This window comes from Shewanella sp. HL-SH4 (assembly GCF_051164845.1).
GTDB lineage: Bacteria > Pseudomonadota > Gammaproteobacteria > Enterobacterales > Shewanellaceae > Shewanella > Shewanella glacialimarina.
In genome coordinates, this window is record NZ_CP195037.1 from 304,520 (window position 1) to 329,913 (window position 25,394).

20 protein-coding genes are annotated in these 25,394 nt (G+C 41.5%); 14 read left to right on the top strand and 6 right to left on the bottom strand.

Annotated elements, in window-relative coordinates:
- Positions 1-70 precede the first annotated feature (70 nt).
- The 5 genes from ACRWQL_RS02245 (at position 71) to ACRWQL_RS02265 (ending at position 9,244) form a co-directional block, all read left to right on the top strand.
- Entirely contained in the window at positions 71-1,864 is a 1,794-nt protein-coding gene (locus ACRWQL_RS02245) for a protein adenylyltransferase SelO (protein ID WP_434952121.1), read from the top strand.
- Positions 1,865-2,188: 324 nt separating this feature from the next.
- Positions 2,189-4,177: a glycoside hydrolase family 97 protein gene (locus ACRWQL_RS02250; protein ID WP_434953450.1), complete on the top strand. Its 1,989-nt coding sequence runs from the start codon at positions 2,189-2,191 to the stop codon at positions 4,175-4,177.
- A gap of 365 nt (positions 4,178-4,542) precedes the next feature.
- Complete coding sequence (locus tag ACRWQL_RS02255) at positions 4,543-6,087, top strand: MFS transporter (protein WP_434952123.1); 1,545 nt, start codon at positions 4,543-4,545, stop codon at positions 6,085-6,087.
- Positions 6,088-6,204: 117 nt separating this feature from the next.
- Positions 6,205-8,664, top strand: a complete 2,460-nt coding sequence (locus ACRWQL_RS02260) for a glucan 1,4-alpha-glucosidase (RefSeq protein WP_434952125.1) — start codon at positions 6,205-6,207, stop codon at positions 8,662-8,664.
- A 178-nt stretch (positions 8,665-8,842) separates the two neighbouring features.
- Positions 8,843-9,244, top strand: coding sequence for a DUF805 domain-containing protein (locus ACRWQL_RS02265; protein WP_434952127.1), 402 nt, complete (start codon positions 8,843-8,845; stop codon positions 9,242-9,244).
- Positions 9,245-9,439: 195 nt separating this feature from the next.
- On the opposite strand, the gene ACRWQL_RS02270 is transcribed toward ACRWQL_RS02265, so the two are convergent.
- The 4 genes from ACRWQL_RS02270 to ACRWQL_RS02285 all read right to left on the bottom strand — a co-directional run bounded on the left by ACRWQL_RS02270 (position 9,440) and on the right by ACRWQL_RS02285 (position 13,235).
- Positions 9,440-10,390 carry a DUF808 domain-containing protein gene (locus ACRWQL_RS02270; RefSeq protein ID WP_434952129.1) on the bottom strand — a complete coding sequence of 317 codons (951 nt, stop codon included), beginning with the start codon at positions 10,388-10,390 and terminating at the stop codon, positions 9,440-9,442.
- 36 nt (positions 10,391-10,426) lie between these two features.
- Positions 10,427-11,350 (bottom strand): transporter, encoded by a 924-nt coding sequence (locus tag ACRWQL_RS02275; protein WP_434952131.1) that lies wholly within the window; start codon positions 11,348-11,350, stop codon positions 10,427-10,429.
- A gap of 105 nt (positions 11,351-11,455) precedes the next feature.
- A complete protein-coding gene (locus ACRWQL_RS02280; RefSeq protein WP_434929860.1) occupies positions 11,456-12,487 on the bottom strand; it encodes a LacI family DNA-binding transcriptional regulator in 1,032 nt (343 codons plus the stop codon).
- A 46-nt stretch (positions 12,488-12,533) separates the two neighbouring features.
- Positions 12,534-13,235 (bottom strand): DUF3334 family protein, encoded by a 702-nt coding sequence (locus ACRWQL_RS02285; RefSeq protein ID WP_226410076.1) that lies wholly within the window; start codon positions 13,233-13,235, stop codon positions 12,534-12,536.
- A 271-nt stretch (positions 13,236-13,506) separates the two neighbouring features.
- On the opposite strand from ACRWQL_RS02285, the gene ACRWQL_RS02290 reads away from it, so the two are divergent.
- The 8 genes from ACRWQL_RS02290 (at position 13,507) to ACRWQL_RS02325 (ending at position 21,388) form a co-directional block, all read left to right on the top strand.
- On the top strand, positions 13,507-15,114 hold the full coding sequence (locus tag ACRWQL_RS02290) for a methyl-accepting chemotaxis protein (RefSeq protein WP_434952132.1): 1,608 nt from the start codon (positions 13,507-13,509) through the stop codon (positions 15,112-15,114).
- A 101-nt stretch (positions 15,115-15,215) separates the two neighbouring features.
- Positions 15,216-15,473, top strand: coding sequence for an HPr family phosphocarrier protein (locus tag ACRWQL_RS02295; protein ID WP_434929023.1), 258 nt, complete (start codon positions 15,216-15,218; stop codon positions 15,471-15,473).
- A gap of 9 nt (positions 15,474-15,482) precedes the next feature.
- Positions 15,483-17,201: a phosphoenolpyruvate--protein phosphotransferase gene (ptsP, locus tag ACRWQL_RS02300; RefSeq protein WP_434952134.1), complete on the top strand. Its 1,719-nt coding sequence runs from the start codon at positions 15,483-15,485 to the stop codon at positions 17,199-17,201.
- Positions 17,202-17,430: 229 nt separating this feature from the next.
- Positions 17,431-17,946, top strand: a complete 516-nt coding sequence (crr, locus tag ACRWQL_RS02305; protein ID WP_226410080.1) for a PTS glucose transporter subunit IIA — start codon at positions 17,431-17,433, stop codon at positions 17,944-17,946.
- A gap of 280 nt (positions 17,947-18,226) precedes the next feature.
- Positions 18,227-18,571, top strand: coding sequence for an ArsC family reductase (locus tag ACRWQL_RS02310; protein WP_434925962.1), 345 nt, complete (start codon positions 18,227-18,229; stop codon positions 18,569-18,571).
- Positions 18,568-19,698 carry a succinyl-diaminopimelate desuccinylase gene (gene dapE, locus ACRWQL_RS02315; protein ID WP_434925961.1) on the top strand — a complete coding sequence of 377 codons (1,131 nt, stop codon included), beginning with the start codon at positions 18,568-18,570 and terminating at the stop codon, positions 19,696-19,698. Before ACRWQL_RS02310 ends, dapE begins: the two co-directional genes overlap by 4 nt.
- Entirely contained in the window at positions 19,689-20,411 is a 723-nt protein-coding gene (locus tag ACRWQL_RS02320; protein WP_434952136.1) for a M15 family metallopeptidase, read from the top strand. Before dapE ends, ACRWQL_RS02320 begins: the two co-directional genes overlap by 10 nt.
- Positions 20,412-20,578: 167 nt before the next feature.
- A complete protein-coding gene (locus ACRWQL_RS02325; RefSeq protein WP_434952138.1) occupies positions 20,579-21,388 on the top strand; it encodes an alpha/beta fold hydrolase in 810 nt (269 codons plus the stop codon).
- 19 nt (positions 21,389-21,407) lie between these two features.
- On the opposite strand, the gene ACRWQL_RS02330 is transcribed toward ACRWQL_RS02325, so the two are convergent.
- Positions 21,408-22,634 (bottom strand): nucleoside recognition domain-containing protein, encoded by a 1,227-nt coding sequence (locus tag ACRWQL_RS02330; protein WP_434952140.1) that lies wholly within the window; start codon positions 22,632-22,634, stop codon positions 21,408-21,410.
- Between the two features lie 143 nt (positions 22,635-22,777).
- Here ACRWQL_RS02330 and rsmF point away from each other — a divergent pair, with 143 nt between their 5' ends.
- Positions 22,778-24,226, top strand: a complete 1,449-nt coding sequence (rsmF, locus tag ACRWQL_RS02335) for a 16S rRNA (cytosine(1407)-C(5))-methyltransferase RsmF (RefSeq protein WP_434952142.1) — start codon at positions 22,778-22,780, stop codon at positions 24,224-24,226.
- Positions 24,227-24,577: 351 nt separating this feature from the next.
- Here the strand turns inward: rsmF and ACRWQL_RS02340 are convergent, their stop codons facing one another.
- Complete coding sequence (locus ACRWQL_RS02340) at positions 24,578-25,366, bottom strand: TatD family hydrolase (protein WP_434952144.1); 789 nt, start codon at positions 25,364-25,366, stop codon at positions 24,578-24,580.
- Positions 25,367-25,394: the final 28 nt, after the last annotated feature.

Consider the following 25,394-nt stretch of genomic DNA (forward strand, 5'->3'; position numbering starts at 1 on the left):
AATCGAAAAATCGTCGATGCGCAATACCCTAGGGGAAATAGCCCTTGCACTCAATCATCCAGGTACCCCTATGACACATAAACTCTCCCAGGACACTTCTGCAACTGCCGAGACCGTCAATACCATCGACGACCTCGCTAAATTGGCTAACTATTCATTCATGGATACGCTCAACTGCGATCCTGACGCAAAAGAAAATGGCATCGACTATGCGCCGCGCCAAGTATTTAGCGGACACTACGTCACCGTTAAACCGACGCCTATCGAAAACCCCGAATACGTAGTGCATAGCAACAGCTTATTTAGAGATTTGGGTTTTGTAGACAGCATGGCGCAGTCAGCCGACTTTATGAATATGTTTTCCGGCGACCTCTCAAATGTGCCAGCACCCATGAGTAAACTTGGTTGGGCAAGTGGCTATGCTTTGTCTATTTTTGGCACTGAATACATTCAACAATGCCCGTTCAAAACCGGTAACGGCTATGGTGACGGCCGCGCTATGTCTGTATTTGAAGCTGTCATCAAGGGAAAACGCTGGGAAATGCAGCTTAAAGGTGGCGGTCGCACGCCATATTGTCGCGGTGCAGACGGTCGCGCTGTGTTACGTTCAAGTGTCCGTGAGTTTTTAGCACAGGAGCACATGCACGCGCTGGGTGTACCAACATCGCGTTCGCTAAGTTTGTATGTGTCGAAAACCGAGACGGTAAAACGGCCGTGGTACTCTGAGGGTTCGCGTTCGCAAGATCCTGACAGAATGATTACGGAGGCAGTTGCGATTTCAACGCGTGTAGCATCTTCATTTATTCGAGTGGGGCAACTCGAGCTTTTCGGTCGCCGTGCCCGCAAGCAGGAACATCCGCAAGCGATGGCTGAGCTTGAACAACTGGTATTACACTTAGTCGATCGTGAATACCCTGATGTTATCGACTCGCAGCTTAGTATTAACGACAAGGTGTTGCTGCTAGCAAGCGAGTTCCGTCACCGCCTGACTTCATTGGTGGCAAACTGGATCCGTGTCGGTTATTGCCAAGGTAACTTTAATAGTGATAACTGCGCCGCCGGTGGTTTCACCCTCGACTACGGTCCTTTCGGATTTTGCGATGTGTTTAACCCACAATATCAACCCTGGACAGGCGGCGGTCAGCACTTTGCGTTTTTGAATCAAGGCGTAGCTGCAGAACGTAATTTCTTGATGTTTTGCACGGCATTAAGTCCATTATTAGTCAGTACACCCGATGACTTAGCGCAACTCCAACAGTTAGTAAATGGCTTTTCGTGCGAAATGCAAACAAAAATGCAGCAGATGTGGGCCGCTAAACTTGGGCTTAACACATTCAATGCTTCGCTATTTACAGAGCTTGAAACGCTTATGGTGCAAACACCTGTTGATTACACCTTGTTCTTCCGCGAACTCTCAGCACTACCGGTCAATATTGCTTCACTGACAAAAAGTTTTTACCAGGATCTACAACACGCTCCCGAAGGATTTGAGCAGCGCTGGTCAGCCTGGTTAAGCCAGTGGCAGTCATTACTGGGTTGCACAGCTGATTCGGATGTTGATGTGAGTTCTGGTGAAAGTGCAGATGCAAAAAACAATGTCAATTCAGCCCAGCCTCGCACCCGTGAAGAAATCATTAAGCAGATGAAACTGGTTAACCCTAAATACACTCTGCGTGAATGGTTACTGGTGCCAGCCTACAACCAAGCAAGCGAGGGTAATTACTCGCTTGTTAGAGAATTGCAGACTGTGATGACTCAACCTTATGCCGAGCAGCCTCAGGAAGTAGAAGATAAGTTTTATCGACTTAAGGCATCTGAGTTTTTTGCGATCGGTGGCCTGTCGCACTTAAGTTGTTCATCGTAAGCCAAGGGGAGCAAGTCGATCAGGAATAAGCGCTGAATACGTATGCAGATCTTTGCGGTAAAATCGTAAAGCGTCATATATTGCTTGTTGCATAAATAAAATAATAAACAACAAGGATTTTGTATGGCGCACGCTTCTTTATCTGGCTCAACTAAATTACCTAAGCTTACTAAATTAACCCGCTTAGTTCATTCAACGGGATCAATTCACTCAACGGCCTCGACAACAACTCACACTGCTGGCATCGCTAAATATTTATGCTTTACACCTAGCGTAATTAGCTTGTCCTGTGCTTTAGCAGTTTTCAGCTTGGCCATTCCAAACATGGCGCAAGCTAAAACGGTAAACGTCGTCTCCCCTGATAAACACATTTCAGTCAGTTTGACAGACGACAATGGCCGCCCTGAATACCAAGTTAAATTTAACGGTAAAATAGTGGTTAACCCCAGCAAACTGGGCTTGGTATTCCAGCAGTTGGGTGAGTTTGGTGTTGATTTCAGCATTAAAGAGGTTAAAAGCAACAGCGTTGATCAAACCTGGCTGCTACCTTGGGGAGAGCGTGAAAATGTGCGTGACCATTACAATCGTATTGTCGCGACGTTCAGTAATGGCAAAGTCGACTTTGATATTGAATTTAAAGCCTTTAACGACGGTATTGGTTTTCGCTACTTAGTGCCAAAACAAGCTGGACTGGCTAAAACACCCAAGCTGGATATTACTGACGAATTAACTGAATTTGCCATACCCGATCCGCAACTCACTACCGCATGGTGGATCCCCGGTCGTGGCTGGAACCGTTACGAGTATTTATACCGCACTACCTCGCTGGATAAAATCGATAGAGCCCACACCCCAATGACGTTTAGAACCGCTGACGGCGTGCATTTAAGCATCCATGAAGCCGCCCTCACCGACTATGCGGCTATGGTACTTAATCAAGGTCGTGATGGTATTTTACGCGCAGATTTAACCCCCTGGTCCGACGGTATTCGGGTTAAAACCCAGCCTGGTTTTTCAACACCCTGGCGTACTATTCAAATAGCTAAAGATGCCCCAGGGCTACTAAACTCAGATATTATTATTAACCTCAACGAGCCGAATAAACTCGGTGATGTCTCTTGGGTGCAACCGGGTAAATACGTGGGTATTTGGTGGGGAATGCACTTAAATGAGAACACTTGGGGCAGCGGGCCTAAACATGGCGCAACCACTAGTGAAACTAAGCGATACATGGACTTTGCCGCCAAGTATGGTTTTGATGGCGTATTGGTTGAAGGTTGGAATGAAGGCTGGGACGGCAGTTGGTTCGATAACGGCGATGTATTCAGTTTTACTAAAGCCTACCCTGATTTTGACTTAGATGTGATTAGCCAATATGGCAAAAGTAAAAATGTACGCTTAATTGGCCACCATGAAACCTCAGGTTCAGTCACCAATTATCGCAAGCAAATGAGCGATGCCTACGACTTATATAAAAAGCATGGCGTAACCCAAATTAAAACCGGTTATGTTGCAGATGGCGGTGATATTAAACGGGTTGATGAACACGGTATTACCCGCCATGAATGGCACGATGGCCAATTTATGGTTAATGAATACCTGCACAGTGTCACCGAAGCTGCTAAGCGCGGTATTAGTATTAATACCCATGAACCGATTAAAGATACCGGACTTCGCCGCACATATCCAAACTGGATAGCCCGTGAAGGCGCACGTGGTCAAGAATTTAATGCATGGGGTTCACCGCCTAATAACCCTGAACACACTGCAATTTTACCTTACACTCGCATGTTGTCTGGCCCAATGGACTTTACCCCAGGCATATTCAATCTTGCGCCTGCTGGCTTAGATGCGGTTAATCGGGTGCAAACAACCTTAATGAAGCAGTTGGCGCTTTATGTGGTGCTTTATAGCCCTATTCAAATGGCTGCCGACTTACCACGCAACTATGTTGAGCGTTTAGATGCATTTCAATTTATTTTAGATGTGCCAACCGATTGGAGCGAATCAAAAGCCCTTGCCGGTGAAGTGGGTGACTTTGTGGTTTTTGCACGTAAATCACGTAAAAATGATGATTGGTTTATCGGTGGATTAACCGATGAAACCCCACGCAATGTCGATATTGCTTTAGACTTTTTAACTGCAAATTCGCAATACCAGGCACAAATTTATCGTGATGGTGACAAGGCTGATTGGTTAACTAACCCATACGACTATGTTATTGAACAAAAAGTGGTTTCAGCTAAAGACACGCTGACGTTAACGATGGCCGCCAGTGGCGGCACAGCGATTAGATTTAAATTAATTAAATAACATAGACTTGCTAAAGAATATTGGCTTGAGTATTAAGCTAAAAAATGTAGCGAGAATGTGCTACTTAAGTTACCTATAATTGATGAATACGTATGTATTCAGTTGTGCAAATCCAGACAGCGAGGCTACTATAAAACCTGCTAAATTCGCTCTCGCTTGTGGAGATGAAGAAGGCTAGGTCGTTTCCGATACTGACCAGACTATGGCAAGTATCGGCTTTGGAGTACCTCGATTAACTTTGTTTAGCGTTTTGTTTGCTGAATAAGGATATTAGGTCATTGGCGAATACCCGTCTTAGGGAGATGTGTATTCGCTTTTTTTTATCTAACGACTGAACAACCGCCTACCCATAATAAGGATAAAAAATGTCGGCAAATAACCATGCTCCTAATAAACAAGTTCAGCCTCAGCTCAATTTTTGGCAAATATTTAATATGTGTTTTGGCTTTCTAGGCATTCAATTTGGCTTTGCCCTGCAAAATGCCAATGTCAGCCGAATATTTCAAACCTTAGGCGCCGAGATAGACGACATTCCTATTTTATGGATTGCAGCACCGCTCACCGGATTAATTGTCCAACCGATTATTGGTTACTTAAGCGATAATACCTGGAACTTTTTAGGTCGCCGTCGTCCTTATTTCTTAATCGGTGCCATTTTTACCACTCTGTCGTTATTCATCATGCCCCACTCGCCAACCTTATGGATCGCCGCGGGAATGTTATGGATTATGGATGCTTCAATTAACATCGCCATGGAACCATTTCGCGCTTTTGTGGGCGATAATTTACCGCAAAACCAACGCACCCAGGGCTATGCAATGCAAAGCTTTTTTATTGGTGTCGGCGCGGTAATCGCATCAGCATTACCCTATATTTTGACTAATTATTTCGATGTCGCCAATACCGCACCTGCCGGTGAAATTGCCGACTCAGTACGCTACGCTTTCTACTTTGGTGGCGCGGTACTGTTTCTAGCTGTTGGTTGGACAGTTGTGTCCAGTAAAGAATACTCTCCTGAAGAATTGGCGGATTTTCATCAGCAAGAAACTGATCAACAGCAACCGCTAGTAGAAAACCAGCGCAGCGTAAGCCAGTATCGAAATGGCGCAATGATTTGGATGGCGATTGGGGCAATATTTACTGCCATCATTGTGACTCAAGATCTCGATAAACAGCTTTATATCTTAAGTTTAGGCATTTTTGCTTTTGGTCCTTTGCAACTCATTTGTTCAATAAAACTGGCAAACAAAAACCAACAAGCACGCAGCTCTCTGGGATTAGTGTTTAACGTGGTTGACGACTTATTCCACATGCCAAAAGCGATGCGACAACTGGCTGTAGTACAGTTTTTTGCCTGGTTTGCCCTATTCGCCATGTGGATTTACACCACAGCCGCGGTCACCTCATACCATTATGGTTCTACTGACGTGGTTACCCAAGCCTATAATGACGGCGCTGATTGGGTCGGCATGTTATTCGCTTCATACAATGGCTTTGCTGCCATTGCGGCAATCATTATTCCTTTTTTAGCCAAAGCTGTCGGCATTAAGTTTACTCACACTATCAATATGTTTTTAGGCGGCATTGGCTTAATCAGTTTTTACTTTATTAAAGACCCGACTCAATTGTGGATCCCGATGATAGGTGTCGGTTTCGCCTGGGCTTCTATTTTATCTGTGCCGTACGCTATGTTATCGGGGGTTATTCCACCTAAAAAAATGGGTGTATATATGGGCATTTTTAACTTTTTCATCGTGATACCCCAACTGTTAGCCGCCAGTATTTTAGGATTATTACTGAAAGTATTCTTTGATGGTCAGCCAATATATGCAGTGGTATTAGGTGGGGTATTTATGATGATTTCAGGCATAGCCGTGCTATTTGTTGATCAAAACAAATACACTCAATAATAAGTAATTAATAAACAGTCACCGTTTTATAAAGGCTAAACAGCTCAAAAAATGCCTTAATAGCGACTATAAAAATAGTTAACACACATAATTAACAATAAGAAATTGGGGAACTCAATGTCAAAAATTGAATCACTTATCAAGCAGACAACAGTTGCCAGTGCAATTAGCCTTGCGCTACTTAGTTTAAGCGCCTGTTCAGATAGCACAACGGCACCAATAGATGAGCCTATCGCCAGCACAGTGACTCATATTGCACCTGGCGCTCCAGGTGCAGATCCTGTGTGGGCTTTTTCCGGAAAAACCGGTATTGGCACTTCCTATGAGCCTTATTCCAATGGCCAGTATGTTGGCAGCGAAGCTAACCCTGTCAGTAAAGTGTGGTTCTCAGTCGCCCAGGGTATTTTAACTGAAACCATGTACGGCATGATCCATAATGCACAGCTAAAAGAATTGCAATTTGTGATTGTCGGTAAGGGTTTTGTTGATACTGAAAAAGAGAATACCAACAGTACCATTGAATATCTGCATACCGACGACCAAGGTCGACCATTATCTTTGGCTTATAAAATTGTTAATACGGATAAAGACGGTAAATACAAGATTGAAAAACATATTTTCACCGATCCAAACCGCGACAGCTTAATGATGAAGGTGGTTTTTACCGCATTTGAAGATGGTATTACCCCTTATCTTTATGCTAACCCACACATAGACAATAGCGGCGCAAATGATATTGCCAGTATTGGAAATGATGCCTTGGTTGCTTATACCAGTGCTCATGATTCATCGGTATTAACCATTAAATCCGATATTGATTACGTCAAAGCCAGCGTGGGTTTTGTCGGCACCTCAGACGGTTTGGTCGATCTAGCCGATAATGGCCAGCTCGATAAGCTGTATCAAAGTACCAGTAAAGACAAGTCAACCGTAGGAAATGTCGCATTAACGGCGCAATATCCTACCCTTAATAGCAACAGCTATACGGTCAACTTTGCTATCGGTTTTGGTCACAGCAAGCAATCTAGCTTAGACAATGCTAACTCTACCCTTGAAACCGGTTATGACGCAGTATTAAGCGCCTACCTTGGGGATGATAAACATATTGGCTGGAAAGACTATTTAGCCTCGCTAACACCCCTTAATAATATGTCGACTAATACTGCTGATAGTGGCAAGTTACTTTACACCAGTGCATTAGTGCTAAAAGCACAGGAAGATAAAACCCATGCCGGTGCCTTAATTGCCTCACTGTCTAACCCTTGGGGTGATACCGTTTCAGCTAAAGTCGGCAGTACGGGTTACAAAGCGGTATGGCCGCGTGATTTCTATCAATGTGCGATGGCATTTTTAGCCATGGGCGATACGCAAACACCTAAAGTCGCGTTTGAGTATTTGAAAAAAGTCCAAGTAACCGCTCAAACACTTGGTTATGAAGGCACGCCCGGCTGGTTTTTACAAAAAACCCATGTTGATGGCGAAATTGAATGGGTAGGTGTACAGCTAGATCAAACCGCCATGCCTATTATGTTAGGTTGGAAACTATGGCAAGCGGGTGTATTAACCGATGCCGAAACGGTGAACTGGTATCATGACATGCTTAAACCTGCAGCTGATTTCTTAATCACAGGCGGCAAAGTTAAATTAGATTGGAATGAGACTGAAATTACCCCGCCAAGCACTCAACAAGAGCGCTGGGAAGAACAAGCAGGATACTCTCCGTCGACCACTGCTGCAGTAATTGCAGGCCTAGTCGCAGCAAGCGAGTTAGCTGTGTTAGCGAAAGATGAAAACAGCGCTCAATACTTAAATGCAGCGCGCAAGTTAGCTGCCGAATTAGAAACCACTATGGTGGCTAACACAGGTGATTTTGCTGTAAACCAGCACGCTGAAGTTGCCCCTTACTATGTCCGCATTAGCCCTAATGGCACCCCTAACACGGCAGATAAACTGCTTGATAACAATGGTAAAACAGGTGTTGATCAACGTACCATTTTAGACGGTGGATTTTTAGAACTTGTGCGCTATGGAGTTAAAAACGCTCAGGACCCAATAATTAAGAACAGCGTCTTGCTGATTGATAACACCAAATTAGACGATAACCTGAGGGTAAAATATGAATTTACCGCCAAAGATGGCAGCACTGTGCCAGGTTATCGCCGCTATGGAAACGATGGCTATGGTGAAGATATTGTCACCGGATTAAGTTATGCAGAAAAGGGCAATACTGAACAGCAACGCGGACGAGTCTGGCCATTCTTTACCGGTGAGCGCGGCCACTATGAATTAGCACTGGCTAAAGCATCTGGCACGCTTAACCCAAACACTAAATCGCAACTTATCCAAATTTATGTACAAGGGATGGAAACGTTTGCTAATGAAGGGTTAATGCTGCCAGAACAAGCTTGGGATGGTGTGGGCAATGCCACTCGCTATAATTATAAAATGGGCCAAGGCACAAACTCAGCCACCCCACTTGCGTGGACACATGCTGAATACGTTAAATTGGTTCGTTCAATAACAGATGAGAATGTATGGGATCACTACCCTATTGTCACTGAACAGTTAAGCCAATAAACACCCACTATATCAACTTAAGTTATTATTAATATCCAGATAATTTAACAACTTAATACCGTGGCATCGAAAGATGTTACGGTATTTTTTTAGGTTTTTTACTTGTTAACTCACGGTAAAATTGTTACAAATGTCCATGCAAACTTTGCATTATAAAAATTGGGATTAGGAAAAAACAATGGAATGGTATTTAACAGTTTTAAAAAAGTATTTTGTATTTAGTGGCCGTGCCCGCCGTAAAGAATATTGGATGTTTGCTTTGTTCAACTTCATCGTTAGCTTTGTGTTATCGCTAGTCGACATGGGAATTGGTAGCTACAATGAAATTATGGGGTTAGGTACGCTAAGTGGTATTTATACCCTACTGGTGCTTATACCAAGTATTGCAGTCGCCATTAGACGTTTACATGACACCAATCATTCTGGCTGGTGGCTATTAATCGCATTAATTCCGCTATTGGGTGCATTATTCTTACTCGTTGTTTTCTGTTTCGATAGTAAAGAAGATAATGAATATGGTCCAAACCCAAAAACGTTATATGATAATGACAGTGGCAATAGTGCCACCGTCGAAGCCTAAAAAGTAAATTAACTCGGTAAGATCAATTTTGAATTGGTGAAAAATGAGTTAAAAATACATAGCGTGGGACTTTATCAGCCTCACGCTATGCTTTTTTGTTAATGCCAAATTAATAATTTTATTACGACTAGCTAATAATGTCCGTTACAAAACGGGTGGCACTAACACTAACACTAACACTAACACTAACACTAATTATGCCCTTACCTTCTGTATTAAACTCATTATCGCTAACGCTATTGCGCCTGCAACAATACCAAACAAGGCATTTAGAATACTTGGCGTGAGCATTTTCAATAGGCCACCTATATAGTCTAATTGCCCAACCAAAACAGCAGCATGTTCAATATAGGCTCCTACCACATGAATACCGTGGGTTAAAATACCACCGCCCACCATAAACATTGCAATTGTGCCCACCACGGTTAATATTTTCATTAAATATGGCGCGGCCATAATTAATTTAAGCCCAATGTATCGCCCTACGCGATTAAAAAGCCCTTCACCTTGGCGTTTATTCAAATAGAAACCAAGGTCGTCAATTTTAACAATACCCGCGACTAAACCATACACGCCGACTGTCATCACTACCGCGATAACCGATAAGGTTAAAAACTGACTCATTAAATCAGACTCAGCGACCACACCTAAACTAATAGCAATAATCTCTGCAGAAAGTACAAAGTCGGTGCGAATTGCCCCTTTTATCTTTTCTTTTTCATAGGTTTGTAAGTCAGCAACATCCCTGGACAATTTCTGTTCAACTTCGTCAGCATCCGATTTTTGAGAAGATTTATCCGGTGAAGGCTTATGCTGATAAGAATGATGTAATTTTTCAAAGCCTTCGTAGCATAAGAATAACCCACCAAACATTAACAATGGCATAATAGCCCAGGGAATAAATGCACTAATTACTAGCGCCGCCGGCACTAATATTAACTTGTTGCGAAAAGAGCCTAACGCTACCGCCCAAACGACAGGTAGCTCACGTTCTGACGCGACCCCAGACACTTGCTGAGCGTTTAATGCTAAATCGTCACCCAGCACGCCTGCGGTTTTACGTGCTGCCACTTTACTCATCGCAGCAACGTCATCTAAAATGGTTGCAATATCATCTAGTAATGTCAGTAAGCTTGCACCAGCCATAGTGAGTTAATATCCTTGAAATAAAGTAAAATAAAATTATAAAACGTACTGCCAAAGCACACCGAATGAGTCAAAGTCATTTCCAATACGGGTGATGACACCAGTATTGGCATAAAATTTTACGCTATGATGTTGATTTAAAGCTAATGAATACGTTAATCCAAAACGTGAATTATCTTGATCATCATGGGCTTCAATCCCATTTTTACTGGTTTCACCACCGATAAAATAATTGCCACTTAATGATAACCACTGGCCTCTGGCCAAACTATAAATCAAATGTCCTTGCAAAGAATATTGCGGTGCTTTGTCTAAATGTACACCGTTATAAAACTCATCGTTGTCACTGTATAAGCGCACCGTGGTATTAGCACCGTAATACCAGTTACCCTGTCGAAAAGACACACCGAAACCAGGTCTAAACACCCATTGATTAGCGCCAATATTGACTAATTTACTGGGATCATATTCACCAATTGGTGCAGTAACTTGCAGACTCGCCCCCATAACTAGCCCTTCTTGGTATTGACCAAACTCTTGTTGTGTTAACACCGGCGCGCCATAAAAGTTCCAGGTTAATTTAACGACGGGGTCAGCATAACCACAGCGTTCAGCTTCAACATACTCACCTTGAAAGACCGCAGAACCGGCCATACAGACACGACTGGCAACCACATCAAACTTAGATGAACTGCCGCCTAAATCAAATGTAGTAGCATAACCGATAATGCCAGCATTAATTTCAATTTGTGATTGTTCGATAGGCACTTCTGGCGCAGGTGATAAGCCGCCCTGTGAGCGACCATAGCCAGCCACTAAAAAGTGCATATCAATAGGTATGTTGGTGTAACTGCGGGGTTCTAAATCTTGAGCCATGCTTTGAAAACTGCTGACACTTGTGAGTACAGCAAAAGCGAAAACTTGTAGTCTAAAGAATTGGCGATATGATGGCGTTTGCATTGAATCTATTTATCCTTAAATGATAACGGATGCAGAGGCATTAAAAACTCATTCAGGAATATCATTAAGGTTAAGAACAATTAAAACCTTAATGATATTTACCCATTAATCTATTGTTGAACCGCAAGATTGACGTACCACTAGATTAGTAGGAATTAACATAGGTGACACTTCTTGCCCGCGGATCAGTTTGAGTACACTGTCCACTAAAATCTCCCCCGCCAATTGGGTGTTTTGCTTAATGGTGGTTAGTGGCGGATTAGCAAAGCTAGCCACAGGTATATCATCATAACCAATAATGGCGACATCTTCGGGTACGTTAACACCGCGTTTTTTTAACGCTCTAAGTGCACCAATAGCAATTAAATCACTGGCTGCAAAAATAGCATCAAATTGAGTCCCTTTGTCCAGCAAGGCATTGGCGGCATCAAAGCCTGAGCTTTCAGTGCTAATAGCATCAAATTGTAATTGCTTATCAAGGGGAATATTTTGGTTTTTCAGGGCTTCACAATGGCCTAAGTAACGGTCTCTAAATTCTGGGCTACGGCTTGAGGAATCCCCTAAAAATGCAATTTTTTTCCGACCTTGTTGCAACATATGCTCTGTGGCTATAACGCCACCTTGATGATTATCACACCCGATTGATAGTACGGATTTATTATTATGTTCAGCGCCCCATATTACAAAGTGAGTATTTTGCTCTAGCAGTTTTTCAAGCTTGTGGGCGTAATCCATATAATCGCCATAACCAAGCAAGATAATACCATCGGCCTTATTACTGTCTTCATAGTCCGCATGCCAGTCACTAGAAAGCTGTTGAAATGACACCAGTAAGTCATAACCCTGACGTGCGGTAGCACGGGTAATGGAACCCAACATAGAAAGAAAGAACGGATTAATCAATGAATCATCATTAGTGGGATCTTCACAAATAAGTAGCGCCAATGTATGACTATTTTGAGTACGAAGATTACTGGCGTTTTTATCCACTTTATAATTTAATTCTTTAGCTATCGCTTGTATGCGTTGCCGGGTTTCTAAATTAACTAAAGGACTATTTCTTAACGCGCGAGAAACCGTTGACTGGGATACCCCTGCGCGATAGGCAATGTCAATTGAGGTTGCTTTAGATGCCATTTTTACTGTTCTACCTTGTTAATTTAATGAGTGAAATAATGGTTATTTATATTCCTAACTCATCAAGCAAGCTATCTGCCTCATCTGTCACTGAGTCTTTAACTGCGATTGAGTTGGCTGACTCACTTGCAGTTTTATCATGTTGCTTTCTATGGGTTTCAATTAATGCATCAGGATCAAACTCTTCATCCATTTCGAAATCTCTTGAACGAATAAACTCAGTTTTATCCATGGCAAACTCAAGATAAAATATATGATTGTTCTGTGTTCTAAAGGATACACGGCGCGCAACTGCATTATCTAAATTGGTATCAACAGAAATAGTAAGCTCTTTATTAAGTGTCAGCATTTTAGGCTGGCTTTGGCTAATAGAGGTTTGTAACTCTTTCGATACTTTGCTGATAAAATCCCCCAGCATTTGGTTCATCAACTCACCCATCACATTGGCAACGTCATCAGATGTATGAGAAAAAGCCAATTCATTTTCAGGCATACCCATATTGATCATATAGCGACGATAAATTTCAATTGCTGCATCAGCTGAGAAGTTGATCACCACTAAACCAGAAAAGCCGCCGTCAAAAATAGAAAAGCAACCTAAGTCAGGCTTTAAACGAGTACGAGAAATAGATTGCACCATTCCAGCATGGATAACACTACTTGCAGTGGTATTGGATAATACATGGGAAACTGAATGACACAGTTTTAGTAAAATATCGTCGTTTTTAACGGTTTGAGAAGCGTTCATGGCATACACCTTATTTTTATAATTAAGCTAATCTTGCGGGTAAAATGATAAAAAATCAAAATTAAAACAAGTCTTTAGGGCGAAATATGAAATAATAGGACATTTAACAAATTAAACTATTGATTTACAATAAATTAATAAATTATAGCTGTTATTTAAATTTTTTCTATTAAATGTATGTTGCCTCACATTTTTGCGACAATAAACTCCTGTAAAGTCCATTAATCTTTATAATCAACGGCTTCTAGGGTTGATAATTTTAAGGATAAAAATGATTGCTTCATTACGTCAGTTGACCATATTAAAACGCCTATTTATTATGCTAATTCTTGCGGCAATCGGTACTGTATGCTTTGGTAGTTTTTCTGTTAAAGAACAATACGACAATCTGGTTAATGAAAAATATCATCAATTAGCGGGTAATATTGTTCAATTCAATGCAACCATAGAGGAATTAGCCTCTCAAAACATCCCTAGTTTAACTGTTGTAGCCATTCTTGATGCTATTAATCAGCAAGCTCAAAATCCTATTTATCTGCTAGATAACAACAAACAGCTATTATCACCGTCTACTGATGTCTTTTTTTCTAAAGCCGACATTTCCAAGTTAACCGATATCAATGGCCATCTCAGTCTTAATGCATTGCTTGATTTAGCTAAAAGTCAGGGATTATCGAATGGGTCGATTGAATTCACTATAAAGGGCGACTCTCAAACACGTTTATTCTCAATAAAATATGATAACCGACAGCAACATTATGTACTTTCTTATGCCGATAACGACAGCATTAATACCGCACTCAAAAGTATCATAATTGACTACTTAATCATTATGATGATGATTTCTGTGCCTATTTTTATCTTCTTCTTATTGCTTAATCATTCAATCACCCAACCTATCAATATCGCCATCGAAACTATGCGGGACATTGCCGCAGGTGAAGGCGATTTACGTCAAAGACTGGATGAAAATGGTAAAGATGAAGTCTCTGAATTAGCCAAAGCATTTAACTTATTTGTCGTCAAAATTGCTAATGTTGTTGCAGAATTAAATCCAATTGGCAATCAACTCAACATCAATGCCAACGAGTTATTAAAGGCGGTTAGCACCTCGCAGCAGAGCAGTCAAAATGTGAATCAAGAAACCCAAAGTGTTGCAGCAGCAATTCATGAGATGTTAACTACAACCCAAGATATGGCGCGTAACACGCAACAAACCGCTGAAAATGCCAATAAAGTGACTGAAGAGGCCAAACATGGTCAACAATTGATGTTATCAACAGTGGTTCAAAGTGAGGCGCTAGGCAATGAGCTACAACATAATGTGCAAGTCAGCGAAAGCTTATCCCTTGCATCTAATGAAATAAGCTCTATTTTAGATGTGATTAAAGCGATAGCAGACCAAACTAACTTACTGGCTTTAAATGCCGCCATTGAAGCCGCACGGGCGGGCGGCCATGGTCGTGGCTTTGCGGTTGTAGCAGATGAAGTGAGAGCATTGGCAAACCGAACTCAAGACTCGACCAATGAAATCAATCAAATTGTGTCTAAAATTCATAAGGGGATTCAATCTTTACGCGAGAGTAATAGTCAAACCCTTAAACAATCCGATGACTTACAATTAAAAGCACGTCAATCAAGTGATTCTATGGTAAGCATTCTCGCGTTAGTTGATAACATCAACGACATGACCAGCCAACTTGCCAGTGCAACCGAGCAACAAGCTATGGTGACTGAAGAGGTAAATATTAATATTAACGCCATTTCAAGCTTAACCCATCAAGTGGTAGCGGCAAATGAATCTAATGAACATGAAGCCAATGAGTTAGAAAAGATCAGTAAAAAAATGGATAACACCCTCAAACAATTTAAGATTTAATTCATATACAACGAAAATCACATTGCTTACTTTGATGCCCTGTTGCATTAAGGTATAGTGATTTGTTTTTCTTTTTAGCTATTAATAAGAGTTCAAGCAGTATGTATCAAAAAACGGTGACCATCATAGCGCCACACGGGATCCACACTCGCCCGGCAGCATTACTGGTGAAAGAGGCCAAAAGTTTCGATTGCGATGTCATCGTAGAATGCAACGGTAAGCAAGCTAGCGCTAAAAGCTTATTTAAATTACAGACACTCGGTTTATACCAAGGCGTTGAAGTCACGGTAATCGCCCAGGGCGAACAAGCTCAACAGGCCGTTGAAAGGGTTTCAGAACTACTTATCACCTTAAGCTAAGAGGTTATCATGCAAGTTAATGGCATTGTGGTTTCAACAGGTATCGCCTTTGGGCATGCGCTCAATATTACCACCCAGCCTCAACCGCTTGATCTTCGTTTGTTACCCCTTTCTAGTATAGAAACTGAAAAAAAGTCGTTAAACACCGCAATTAGTAAACTGATAAAATACTTACAAGACTGCCAACAACGTGTTTGCCCAAGTTGTGACAATTTTCAACTTATCGATGCCGATATATTGCTACTTGAAGATGATGAGTTATTAACTGACATGCAACAACATATTGTGCAATATCGCGTCAGTGCCGCTGTTGCCATCGATAGAACCTTTAATGATCAAGCGCAAGTCATCGCAGAAATGGCAGACCCTTATCTTGCTAACCGTAGTCAAGATATTTTGTTACTCGGTCAGCGCCTAATAACCATATTACAGGGTGCTAACCAACACGACTTATCCAAACTGAGCCAAGATACCATCTTATTAGCAGACGATCTTACCCCTGCTGATTTTGCTATGCTGCCACTCGAGTTTATTAAAGGGATAGTGCTAGAGTCTGGCGGTTTAACAAGCCATACAGCCATTCTTGCTCGGTCCGCCGGTATTCCTGCATTACTTAATTGTCCTTGGTCTAGTCAAGATGGCCATATTACAGATGGATCACCGCTGATTTTAGATGGCATGAGTGGTGTTTTATATATCAATCCAACACCGACTGAATTAGCCTCTCTACAGCTAAAACAAGCTCATCACCTTGAGCAACAACAAGCGCTAATGACTTACAAAGATATGCTGAGTCAAACCCGTGATGGCCATCCACTTATATTACGCGCTAACGTCGGTAGCCTAAATGATATCAGCTCATTAATGCAGGTAGGTGCTGAGGGTATTGGCCTGTTTAGAACTGAATTTTTATTGATGAACGCTAAAGCGTTACCGGATGAAAATCAGCAATACAAATTATATTCTGAGGCTATGCACGCACTCAGTGGGCAAATGTTATCGATTAGAACATTTGATGTCGGCGCAGATAAAGAGATCCCCTGTTTACATCAGCATACCGAAGACAATCCCGCTTTGGGGGTGAGAGGTATTCGTTATAGTTTGCAGCACCCAGAAATGTTTATGGTGCAAATTAAGGCTATTTTACGGGCTGCTAGTCACGGTCAAATTCGATTAATGTTTCCAATGGTGAGTCAACTTGAAGAGCTGCAACAAGCGCTTGAATTAATTAAGCAAGCTAAGCAACAACTGCGTGAACAAGGCGCCCGCTTTGGCTCAGTAGAATATGGCATAGTGGTTGAAACACCCGCTGCCGTATTAGCATTAGCAAGTATGTTACCGTATTTAGATTTTGTCAGTATTGGTAGTAACGACTTAACCCAATATACCCTTGCCGCTGACCGAACTAACCCTAAACTTGTCAGCAGTTATCCCACTTTGTCTCCTGCGGTAATAAGGCTTATCGCCATGACAATCAGTGACTGTCAAGAGGCTAATGTTAAGGTCTGTTTATGTGGGGAACTTGCAGGAAATGAGCACGTCTTACCTTTATTGATGGGCATGGGATTAAATGAGTTAAGTATTAACCCCAGTAATCTATTAGCGGTAAAATCCCGAGTCATTAATGGTAATTACCACACATTTTTACAACATGCACAACTGGTTAAACAACTAAAAACCAATGCAGCCATTGACGAAGCGATAAAAAAGTTTAACTTAGACAATTAACATTAAATCAGTTTAACAATTGCCCTAGTTTAATACGCTATAGCTCTAAAATAGATGCTGTATTGAGATAATATAAAGCCTAATACTGAAACAACAAAATAACATACATTCGCCAAAGCTTATGCATAGGGCAAAGCTTAACCATTGGCACTTAATAGGTATAAAGTGATATGCAGTTCGCTGTGTACTATAACCATAAAGATAACGACATCATAAGAGGCTTGTTCTAATGGGATTTTTAAGCCGTATTCGACGACTAATATCAGGTCAAACTGAACTCACTGGCGGCATTGCTATTTTAGCGCCAGTATCAGGTCAAATTGTGCCAATTGAGAAAGTACCCGACGTGGTATTTGCTGAAAAAATTGTAGGTGATGGCATTGCCATTAATCCTGAGGGTGAGTTTATTGTTGCGCCAATTGACGGCACCATTGGTAAAATTTTTGAAACCAACCATGCATTTAGCATTGAATCTGCCCAAGGATTAGAATTGTTTGTCCATTTTGGTGTAGGTACAGTTGAGCTGCGCGGTAATGGCTTTAAGCGCCTTGCTGAAGAAGGCCAACAAGTTAAAGCCGGCGACCCTATATTATCGTTCGACTTAGCCTTTTTACAAGGTCAAGTCGAAAGCTTATTAACCCCTGTGGTACTGGCCAATATGGAAGACATTAAAGGCTTAGATAAATCTCCTCAAGGTTATGTCACCGCCGGTAAAGATGTGATTTTCACTGTGCAGTTGTCTTAATAAAAACGCTATAAGGCGTAACCTATGAATGTTAAATGCAGATCGAGTATCTGCATTTTTGCTTTTATAATTGGGTATATTAATATTAAATTTTTACATGATTGAATTTTATTCAAATGCACGTCTTTATCTTGTTCAAGCCAAATCACAATGCCACAATACTAACTAAATTGTTGTTTCATTAATTTAGCTTACAAAAGAGCTTAAATGCATTCATTAATCGCTTTCATTTACAACATTTAGCAGTGTGACGAATAATTTAGCTAAGGGAGAATTCAGGTTGAAGTTATATGGTATCAAGAATTGCGACACGGTTCGTAAAGCACGTAAATGGTTAGACGCCAACAAAATAGAACATCAATTCCATGACTTTCGTGAGCAGGGCTTAGATCAAGATACTGTCGCTAAATGGTGTAAAACCTTGGGATGGGAAACCGTATTCAATAAACGTAGCACCAGTTTTAGAAGCTTAGATGACGCGGAAAAAACAGATTTGACCGAGCAAAAAGCAATTGCATTAATGCTACAACACCCTACCCTGATCAAGCGTCCGGTGTTAGATAATCATTCAACTATTATGGTTGGCTTTAAAGAAGCTGACTATCAAGCGTGGTTTACCAAATGAGTCAAGTTATCGATTTAGCCAAAGATTTACTATCACGTAAATCTGTTACCCCACTTGATGAAGGCTGCCAACCGCTTATGGCTGAACGTCTTAGCAAGGTCGGATTTAATATTGAGTCGATGGTATTTCACGACACCACCAATTTATGGGCACGTCGTGGCACTGAATCTCCGGTTTTTTGTTTTGCGGGCCACACCGATGTAGTACCAACAGGCGATTTAAATCGCTGGCATACCCCGCCCTTTGAGCCAACCGTAATAGACGGTTACTTACATGGACGTGGCGCCGCTGACATGAAAGGATCATTAGCTGCTATGGTCGTCGCTACTGAACGCTTTGTTGCTAAACATCCCGATCATAAAGGCTCTATTGCCTACCTAATTACCAGTGATGAAGAAGGCCCATTTATTAATGGCACCCCAAAAGTCATCGAAACCTTAGAAGCGCGTAACGAAAAAATTACCTGGGCATTAGTGGGCGAGCCTTCATCTACACATAAACTCGGTGACGTCGTTAAAAATGGCCGTCGTGGAAGCTTAACGGGCAATTTAACCGTTAAGGGCATTCAAGGCCATGTTGCCTATCCTCACCTTGCAGATAACCCTATTCATAAAGCCACTCCTGCATTAACTGAGCTGGCACAAATGCACTGGGATAGCGGCAATGAGTTTTTCCCGCCAACCAGTTTTCAAATAGCCAATATTAATGGCGGCACAGGGGCATCAAATGTGATCCCAGGGGATCTTCAAGTGATGTTTAACTTCCGGTACTCAACCGAAGTGACCGCCGAAATATTAATACAACGGGTGTTAAGTATTCTTGATGCCCATGGTTTAGATTACGATATTAACTGGGTATTCAATGGTCTGCCCTTTTTAACCGGTGACGGCCCATTATTAGAAGCCACCAAACAAAGCATTCGCGAAATTACCGGTTATGATACAGATCCACAAACAACCGGTGGCACATCCGATGGCCGTTTTATCGCGCCAACTGGCGCTCAAGTTATCGAGCTTGGTCCGGTTAACGCAACCATTCATAAAGTAAATGAGTCTGTGAATATAGCCGACCTTGAGCTACTGACGTTATGTTATGAGCGAATACTGGAAAAACTGTTGTGCGACTAGAGCCTATTACAGATTCAAGCATTAACAAAAATGCATTAGCGATCTCACATCCTCACCTTTATGGCTTAGATGAGGCTAATTTAGTTAAGTTTGAATCTGTTTTATTACAACCAGAAGCCGCAAAAGCATTTTCGACTATGCGTGATGCGGCAAAGCGCCAAGGTATTGATATGGCGATATGCTCAGCTTATCGCAGCTTTGATAAGCAATTATCAATTTGGAATGCCAAAGCTACCGGTAAGCGGCCACTGCTTGATAAACAACATCAACCGCTTCATTTTGAATCCTTATCATCGCAGCAAATTATCGATTCAATTTTAATTTGGTCTGCACTCCCTGGTGCATCTAGGCACCACTGGGGAACAGATATTGATGTATATGACCCCAGTAAGATTGACCGTGATGCATTACAGTTAGTTGCCGCTGAATATCAAGCTAATGGCCCTTGCCATGCTTTATATCAATGGCTACAACAACATGCTAACCAATTTGGTTTTTACTTCCCTTTTCAACAAGGAAAAAGTGGAGTGAGCACCGAAGAATGGCATTTAAGTTATTTCCCTGTTGCCAGTCATTACACTGAGGCGTTTTTATGTAAGGATTTATTTAAGGTTTTCGAACACGCGGAGTTTGAATTAAAAGCCCCCGTACTCGCAAGGTTAGAAGAGCTAGTTGCCCATTACGTTAAATTTGTAGCTAGTGTACCAGCCTAGCTGACCTTTATTTAGGTCGATAAGCCAAGATAGCTTCTAGGCCTTTCCGAGTGAGCCCCTTACGAGTAATTGCTTTAGCCGTGCGTTGAATTAACATTCTTAGCAGTGCACAAGCTAATACTAGCGAACGACCATAGTTATCCCATTTTTATTTACTGAGTCTTATTATGTTATCCAGTTCAAAGCATTGTTTAATTGACCAACAGCCGCTGCATTTCACTGACATGGGCCAAGGTGATGTCATTTTATTATTACATGGCTTATTTGCTAATCGACAAATCTGGCAAGCTCAACTACAAAGTCTAAGTCAGCACTATCGTTGTATTGCGATTGACTTATGGGGCCACGGTGACAGTAAAAGTATACCTGACACCACCAAAAACTTACTTGATGTTGCACAGCACATTGCGTCCGCTTTAGCGGAGTTAAATATCGAGAAGTACCATATTATTGGCCACGGTTGCGGCGGTGCGATTGCAGCAGAAATGGTGTTAAACGCTCCTGCAAAAGTACAATCGCTGGTAATGATCAACGCATTTATAGGCTTCGAGCCAGAAGTGAATTGTGTTAAATATCAGCAATGGTTAGATATTATGAATGATACTAAAACCATCACTCGCGAATTAGCTGACACTATTAGCCCGTTAATGTTTGCTAAAACAAACCAAGATAAGACTGCTGTTGAGCTATTTAGCCAACAACTGCAAAACATTGATAGCCAACAAGTGCCGGTATTAAGTCGTTTTGCCCATATGGCAATATTTAAGCGCGATACCATGGAGTTAGTGGAACAATTTACCCTACCAACACTGGTTATAGTTGGCGTGGAAAATCATTTACGTACCGTATTAGAAAGTTACCTGATGAGTGATGAGATTAGCGGCGCAAAACTACACCATGTGCAGCTTGCAGGCCATTTAGCCATGCAAGAAAAAGCGGACGAGATAAATCAATTATTGATTAACTTTTACCAGTAATGGATCCACTCTGCTTATATTAACCATAAAACCAGTAACACACACTGATGGCGGCAATAATGCCGCCTAAGTCAGCCGCTAAACCACAGCCTAATGCATGACGACCGTTTCGAATACCTACCGAGCCAAAATAAACCGCCAACACATAAAAGGTGGTTTCAGTACTGCCTTGAAAAATAGCCGCTAAACGCCCAGCAAAGGAGTCAACCCCATGATGTTCCATGGTTTCTAGCATCATAGCCCTAGCACCTGAGCCGCTAAATGGCTTCATAATAGCGGTTGGCATAGCATCAATAAATCGTGTGTCATAACCCAGCATAGACACTAAACTTGCCAGCCCTTGTAATACATAATCTAACGCGCCTGAAGCCCGTAATAATCCAATGGCCAACAACATAGCTAATAGGTAAGGAATTAATTGTACCGCCTGATTAAAGCCGCCTTTTGCACCTTCAATAAACTCATCATATATTTCGACCTTTTTAATTCCAGCCACTATCACAAAACTCATCACCAGTAATAATAAAATGCCATTACCTAATACACTTGAGACTTGACCGATAGCTTCTGCGCTTAAGCTTAATAAGTAAAACATCGACGCCATGATCAGCGACAATAGCAAAGCACCATAAGCTAAAATAACGCTGTTAAATAATGAAATGCGTTGCACGATTGCCACCACTAATAAACCGACGATTGTTGAGGCACAAGTGGCTAATAAAATAGGCAGAAAAATCTCAGCGGGCGATGCTGCGCCCTGTTGTGCTCGATATAAAAATACCGTGACAGGCACTAATGTTACTGAAGAAGTATTCAGTACCAAGAAAAGAATTTGAGCATTAGTCGCCACGGTTTTATTCGGATTTAGGCTTTGTAAATCTTGCATTGCTTTTAAGCCAAGCGGCGTAGCTGCATTGTCTAATCCAAGCATATTGGCGGTTAAATTCATGCTAATGCTGCCATAAGCAGGATGTCCACGCGGAACAGCAGGCATTAGTTTGCACAGTAATGGCTCAAACAATTTAGCAAATAAGCCCACTACACCGGCTTTTTCACCTACCTGCATTAATCCCATCCAAAGGGCTAATACACCAATTAATCCCAGAGATATTTCAGCAGCAAGTTTGGCGCTGGCAAAAAGCGCACTCACAGAATCGCTTAATACTGCCACATTGCCAGATAATAACTGCAATACGATAGCCATTGCTGCAACAATGAAAAAACCTAACCACACTCGATTTAGCACATAATCTCCCTTTGCTTGGCAAATTTACTTTGAACCGTTTAACGCATTTGTCGCGGCTAGTTTATATCGCTGAATAACCAAGCTGATACATTCCATGATATTATCTTGGTAATTATGCCACGTGAGTAAACAATGTCTGCATTATGGTTCAATTAAATCCAAATTTTATCAAACACATCAGCGATGAATTACCCAAGCACCTTTCACTGGACGAATTTATCGCTATCTGTGACAAACCGCTACGAAAATCCATTAGAGTCAATACATTAAAAATCACTAGCGCTGAGTTTGTGCTATTGATGCAAAACAAAGGCTGGCAATTTGATCCCATACCTTGGTGTGAAGATGGTTTTTGGATTAATGTCGATGACGAGCAACAACTCGGTAATTTGGTTGAGCATATTCAAGGGCTATTTTATATTCAAGAAGCCAGTTCAATGCTTCCGCCAACAGCGTTATTTGATGATATATCACCTGAACTCATTTTAGATGTCGCTTCTGCACCTGGTTCAAAAACCACTCAGATGGCCGCACTAATGCAAAATAAAGGCTTACTAGTGGCCAATGAGTATTCTGCTAGTCGGGTAAAAGTACTGCATGCCAATGTGCTTCGTATGGGCGCAAGTAATGTGGCGTTAACCCATTTTGACGGCCGAGTATTTGGCGAATATATGTATGATACTTTTGACGCCATATTATTAGATGCTCCCTGTGGTGGTGAAGGTACAGTTCGCAAAGATGCTAATGCATTAAAAAATTGGGATATAAACGACGTAACCACAATAGCAGATACCCAAAAAGATCTTATCGAAGCGGCCTTTCTCGCATTAAAGACTGGCGGCACCTTAGTATATTCAACGTGCACATTGAGCCAATTAGAGAATCAGCACATTTGCTATCACCTGCAGCAAACCTATCCTGATGCGGTAGAGTTTGTGCCATTGAATGATTTATTCCCCAATGCGCAAGCCGCCTGTACTCCAGAAGGCTTCTTACATGTATGGCCACAAATTTTTGATAGTGAAGGCTTCTTCGTTGCTAAAATCCGTAAAATAGCTCCAATAGATCGGATTAAAAAACAGCCTAAACTGCAAAAAAACTTTCCGTTTAGCATTGCAACAGATAAACAAACTGAAGCCTTAAGCGACTATTTATTATCTCACTTTGATATCGACTTGCCCCATGAGACTTCTGTCATGCAAAGAGACGATGAGTTTTGGCTATTCCCAAATCAATTTATGCCAATGGTAGGAAAAATGCGTTTCCAACGGATTGGTCTTAAGCTTGCTGATGCGTTAAAAAAAGGCTTTAAGGTCAGACATGAAGCTATCATAGCTTTAGTAGGTTCCACCCTAAACAATCAAAATTGCATTGAGTTAACATCACTACAAGCACAACAGTTTTTGATGGGTAGAGATATTGAAACGGCCAGTTTTAGCCCTGAGCGACAACAGTGGCTCAATCAACATGCACACGGCGAAATGTTAGTTAGTCATCATCAATGTGCATTAGGCGTTGTTAAGCACTTAGGCCATAGACTGAAGAACAATCTGCCACGTGAATTGGTGAGAGACAAAGTGGCTTACACATAATAGCGCTTGTAGCATGTAACTACTGGCACTTGAAACACATGATCTAAAAACACAGCTACCTAAAGCAAAAAGCCTGAAATGATTCAGGCTTTTTTGCTTTTTCATAGTCGACTAATCATCTGATAATTAATGCGTTTATTTAACTTTGCTAAAAAATAACCGAAAAAAATAAATAAATGATGTTTTTTTAAGCACAAACCCAAAGTGCTGACTATAATTTGTGCAGAGATTAATTCCTCAACTCTAGCGCACGGCTCTGTAAAGAGCCATTTCCCTAGGCCCAAGACAATCGGATCGTTTTGGGTCTTTTTTTTGCAAAAAAATAACTATTTAAACAACGCATAATCTTGTTTAACGACCGATCAACTTCCGGGCATCCTTAAACAAATTAAAGAAGTTCTCTGAAGTGTAGTCCGCCAGATCTTGATACTTTTCACCGCGAAGCTCTGCAACAAACTCTGCCACATCACGAACATAAGCTGGTTGGTTTTCTTGGCCGCGATGTGGCACAGGCGCAAGATAAGGGGAATCTGTTTCAACCAATAATCTATCTTTTGGGACTTTACGGATCACTCTACGTAGCTCACCGGCATTTTTAAAAGTGACAATACCCGAGACTGAAATATAAAAACCCAAGTCCATTGCGGCTTTGGCCATTTCCCATGTTTCTGTAAAACAATGGAGCACCCCTGCCACTTTGTCAGCTTGACCATTTTTAAGCATGGCTATAGTGTCTTCTCTGGCATCACGAGTATGGACAATAAGGGGTTTATTGACTTCAACAGCTAAGGCAATTTGTTGCTCAAAACATTGTTGTTGCAGAATTTTAGTTTCATCGGCATAAAAATAATCTAAACCTGTTTCACCAATTGCAATCACTTTAGGATCGGTTGCAAAACGTCTAATTTGATCAACATCTAAGCCTTCTTTAACATCTAAGGGATGCACCCCTGATGATAAAAAAATATTATCAAACTGCGCTACTTTATCGCGCATTTGCTCAAACCCTTGCTGGCGCACATTCACACACAATAGATAATCCACCCCTTGGGCTTTGGCGTTATCCATAATAATTTGTAACGAGGCTTGATCTGGCGCCGCTTTTAAACGGTCCAGGTGACAATGTGAATCAATTAGCATAATAACAGACGAGAATTAGATAAATGGG

What these genes read in the sequence shown, in the direction of transcription:
- ACRWQL_RS02340 (WP_434952144.1), bottom strand. Translation starts at nt 25,366, where the DNA reads ATGCTAATTGATTCACATTGTCACCTGGACCGTTTAAAAGCGGCGCCA.
- ACRWQL_RS02275 (WP_434952131.1), bottom strand. Translation starts at nt 11,350, where the DNA reads ATGCAAACGCCATCATATCGCCAATTCTTTAGACTACAAGTTTTCGCT.
- ACRWQL_RS02325 (WP_434952138.1), top strand. Translation starts at nt 20,579, where the DNA reads ATGTTATCCAGTTCAAAGCATTGTTTAATTGACCAACAGCCGCTGCAT.
- ACRWQL_RS02280 (WP_434929860.1), bottom strand. Translation starts at nt 12,487, where the DNA reads ATGGCATCTAAAGCAACCTCAATTGACATTGCCTATCGCGCAGGGGTA.
- ptsP (WP_434952134.1), top strand. Translation starts at nt 15,483, where the DNA reads ATGCAAGTTAATGGCATTGTGGTTTCAACAGGTATCGCCTTTGGGCAT.
- ACRWQL_RS02245 (WP_434952121.1), top strand. Translation starts at nt 71, where the DNA reads ATGACACATAAACTCTCCCAGGACACTTCTGCAACTGCCGAGACCGTC.
- crr (WP_226410080.1), top strand. Translation starts at nt 17,431, where the DNA reads ATGGGATTTTTAAGCCGTATTCGACGACTAATATCAGGTCAAACTGAA.
- dapE (WP_434925961.1), top strand. Translation starts at nt 18,568, where the DNA reads ATGAGTCAAGTTATCGATTTAGCCAAAGATTTACTATCACGTAAATCT.
- ACRWQL_RS02270 (WP_434952129.1), bottom strand. Translation starts at nt 10,390, where the DNA reads ATGGCTGGTGCAAGCTTACTGACATTACTAGATGATATTGCAACCATT.
- ACRWQL_RS02295 (WP_434929023.1), top strand. Translation starts at nt 15,216, where the DNA reads ATGTATCAAAAAACGGTGACCATCATAGCGCCACACGGGATCCACACT.
- ACRWQL_RS02255 (WP_434952123.1), top strand. Translation starts at nt 4,543, where the DNA reads ATGTCGGCAAATAACCATGCTCCTAATAAACAAGTTCAGCCTCAGCTC.
- ACRWQL_RS02265 (WP_434952127.1), top strand. Translation starts at nt 8,843, where the DNA reads ATGGAATGGTATTTAACAGTTTTAAAAAAGTATTTTGTATTTAGTGGC.
- ACRWQL_RS02260 (WP_434952125.1), top strand. Translation starts at nt 6,205, where the DNA reads ATGTCAAAAATTGAATCACTTATCAAGCAGACAACAGTTGCCAGTGCA.
- ACRWQL_RS02285 (WP_226410076.1), bottom strand. Translation starts at nt 13,235, where the DNA reads ATGAACGCTTCTCAAACCGTTAAAAACGACGATATTTTACTAAAACTG.
- ACRWQL_RS02290 (WP_434952132.1), top strand. Translation starts at nt 13,507, where the DNA reads ATGATTGCTTCATTACGTCAGTTGACCATATTAAAACGCCTATTTATT.
- ACRWQL_RS02250 (WP_434953450.1), top strand. Translation starts at nt 2,189, where the DNA reads ATGGCGCAAGCTAAAACGGTAAACGTCGTCTCCCCTGATAAACACATT.
- rsmF (WP_434952142.1), top strand. Translation starts at nt 22,778, where the DNA reads ATGGTTCAATTAAATCCAAATTTTATCAAACACATCAGCGATGAATTA.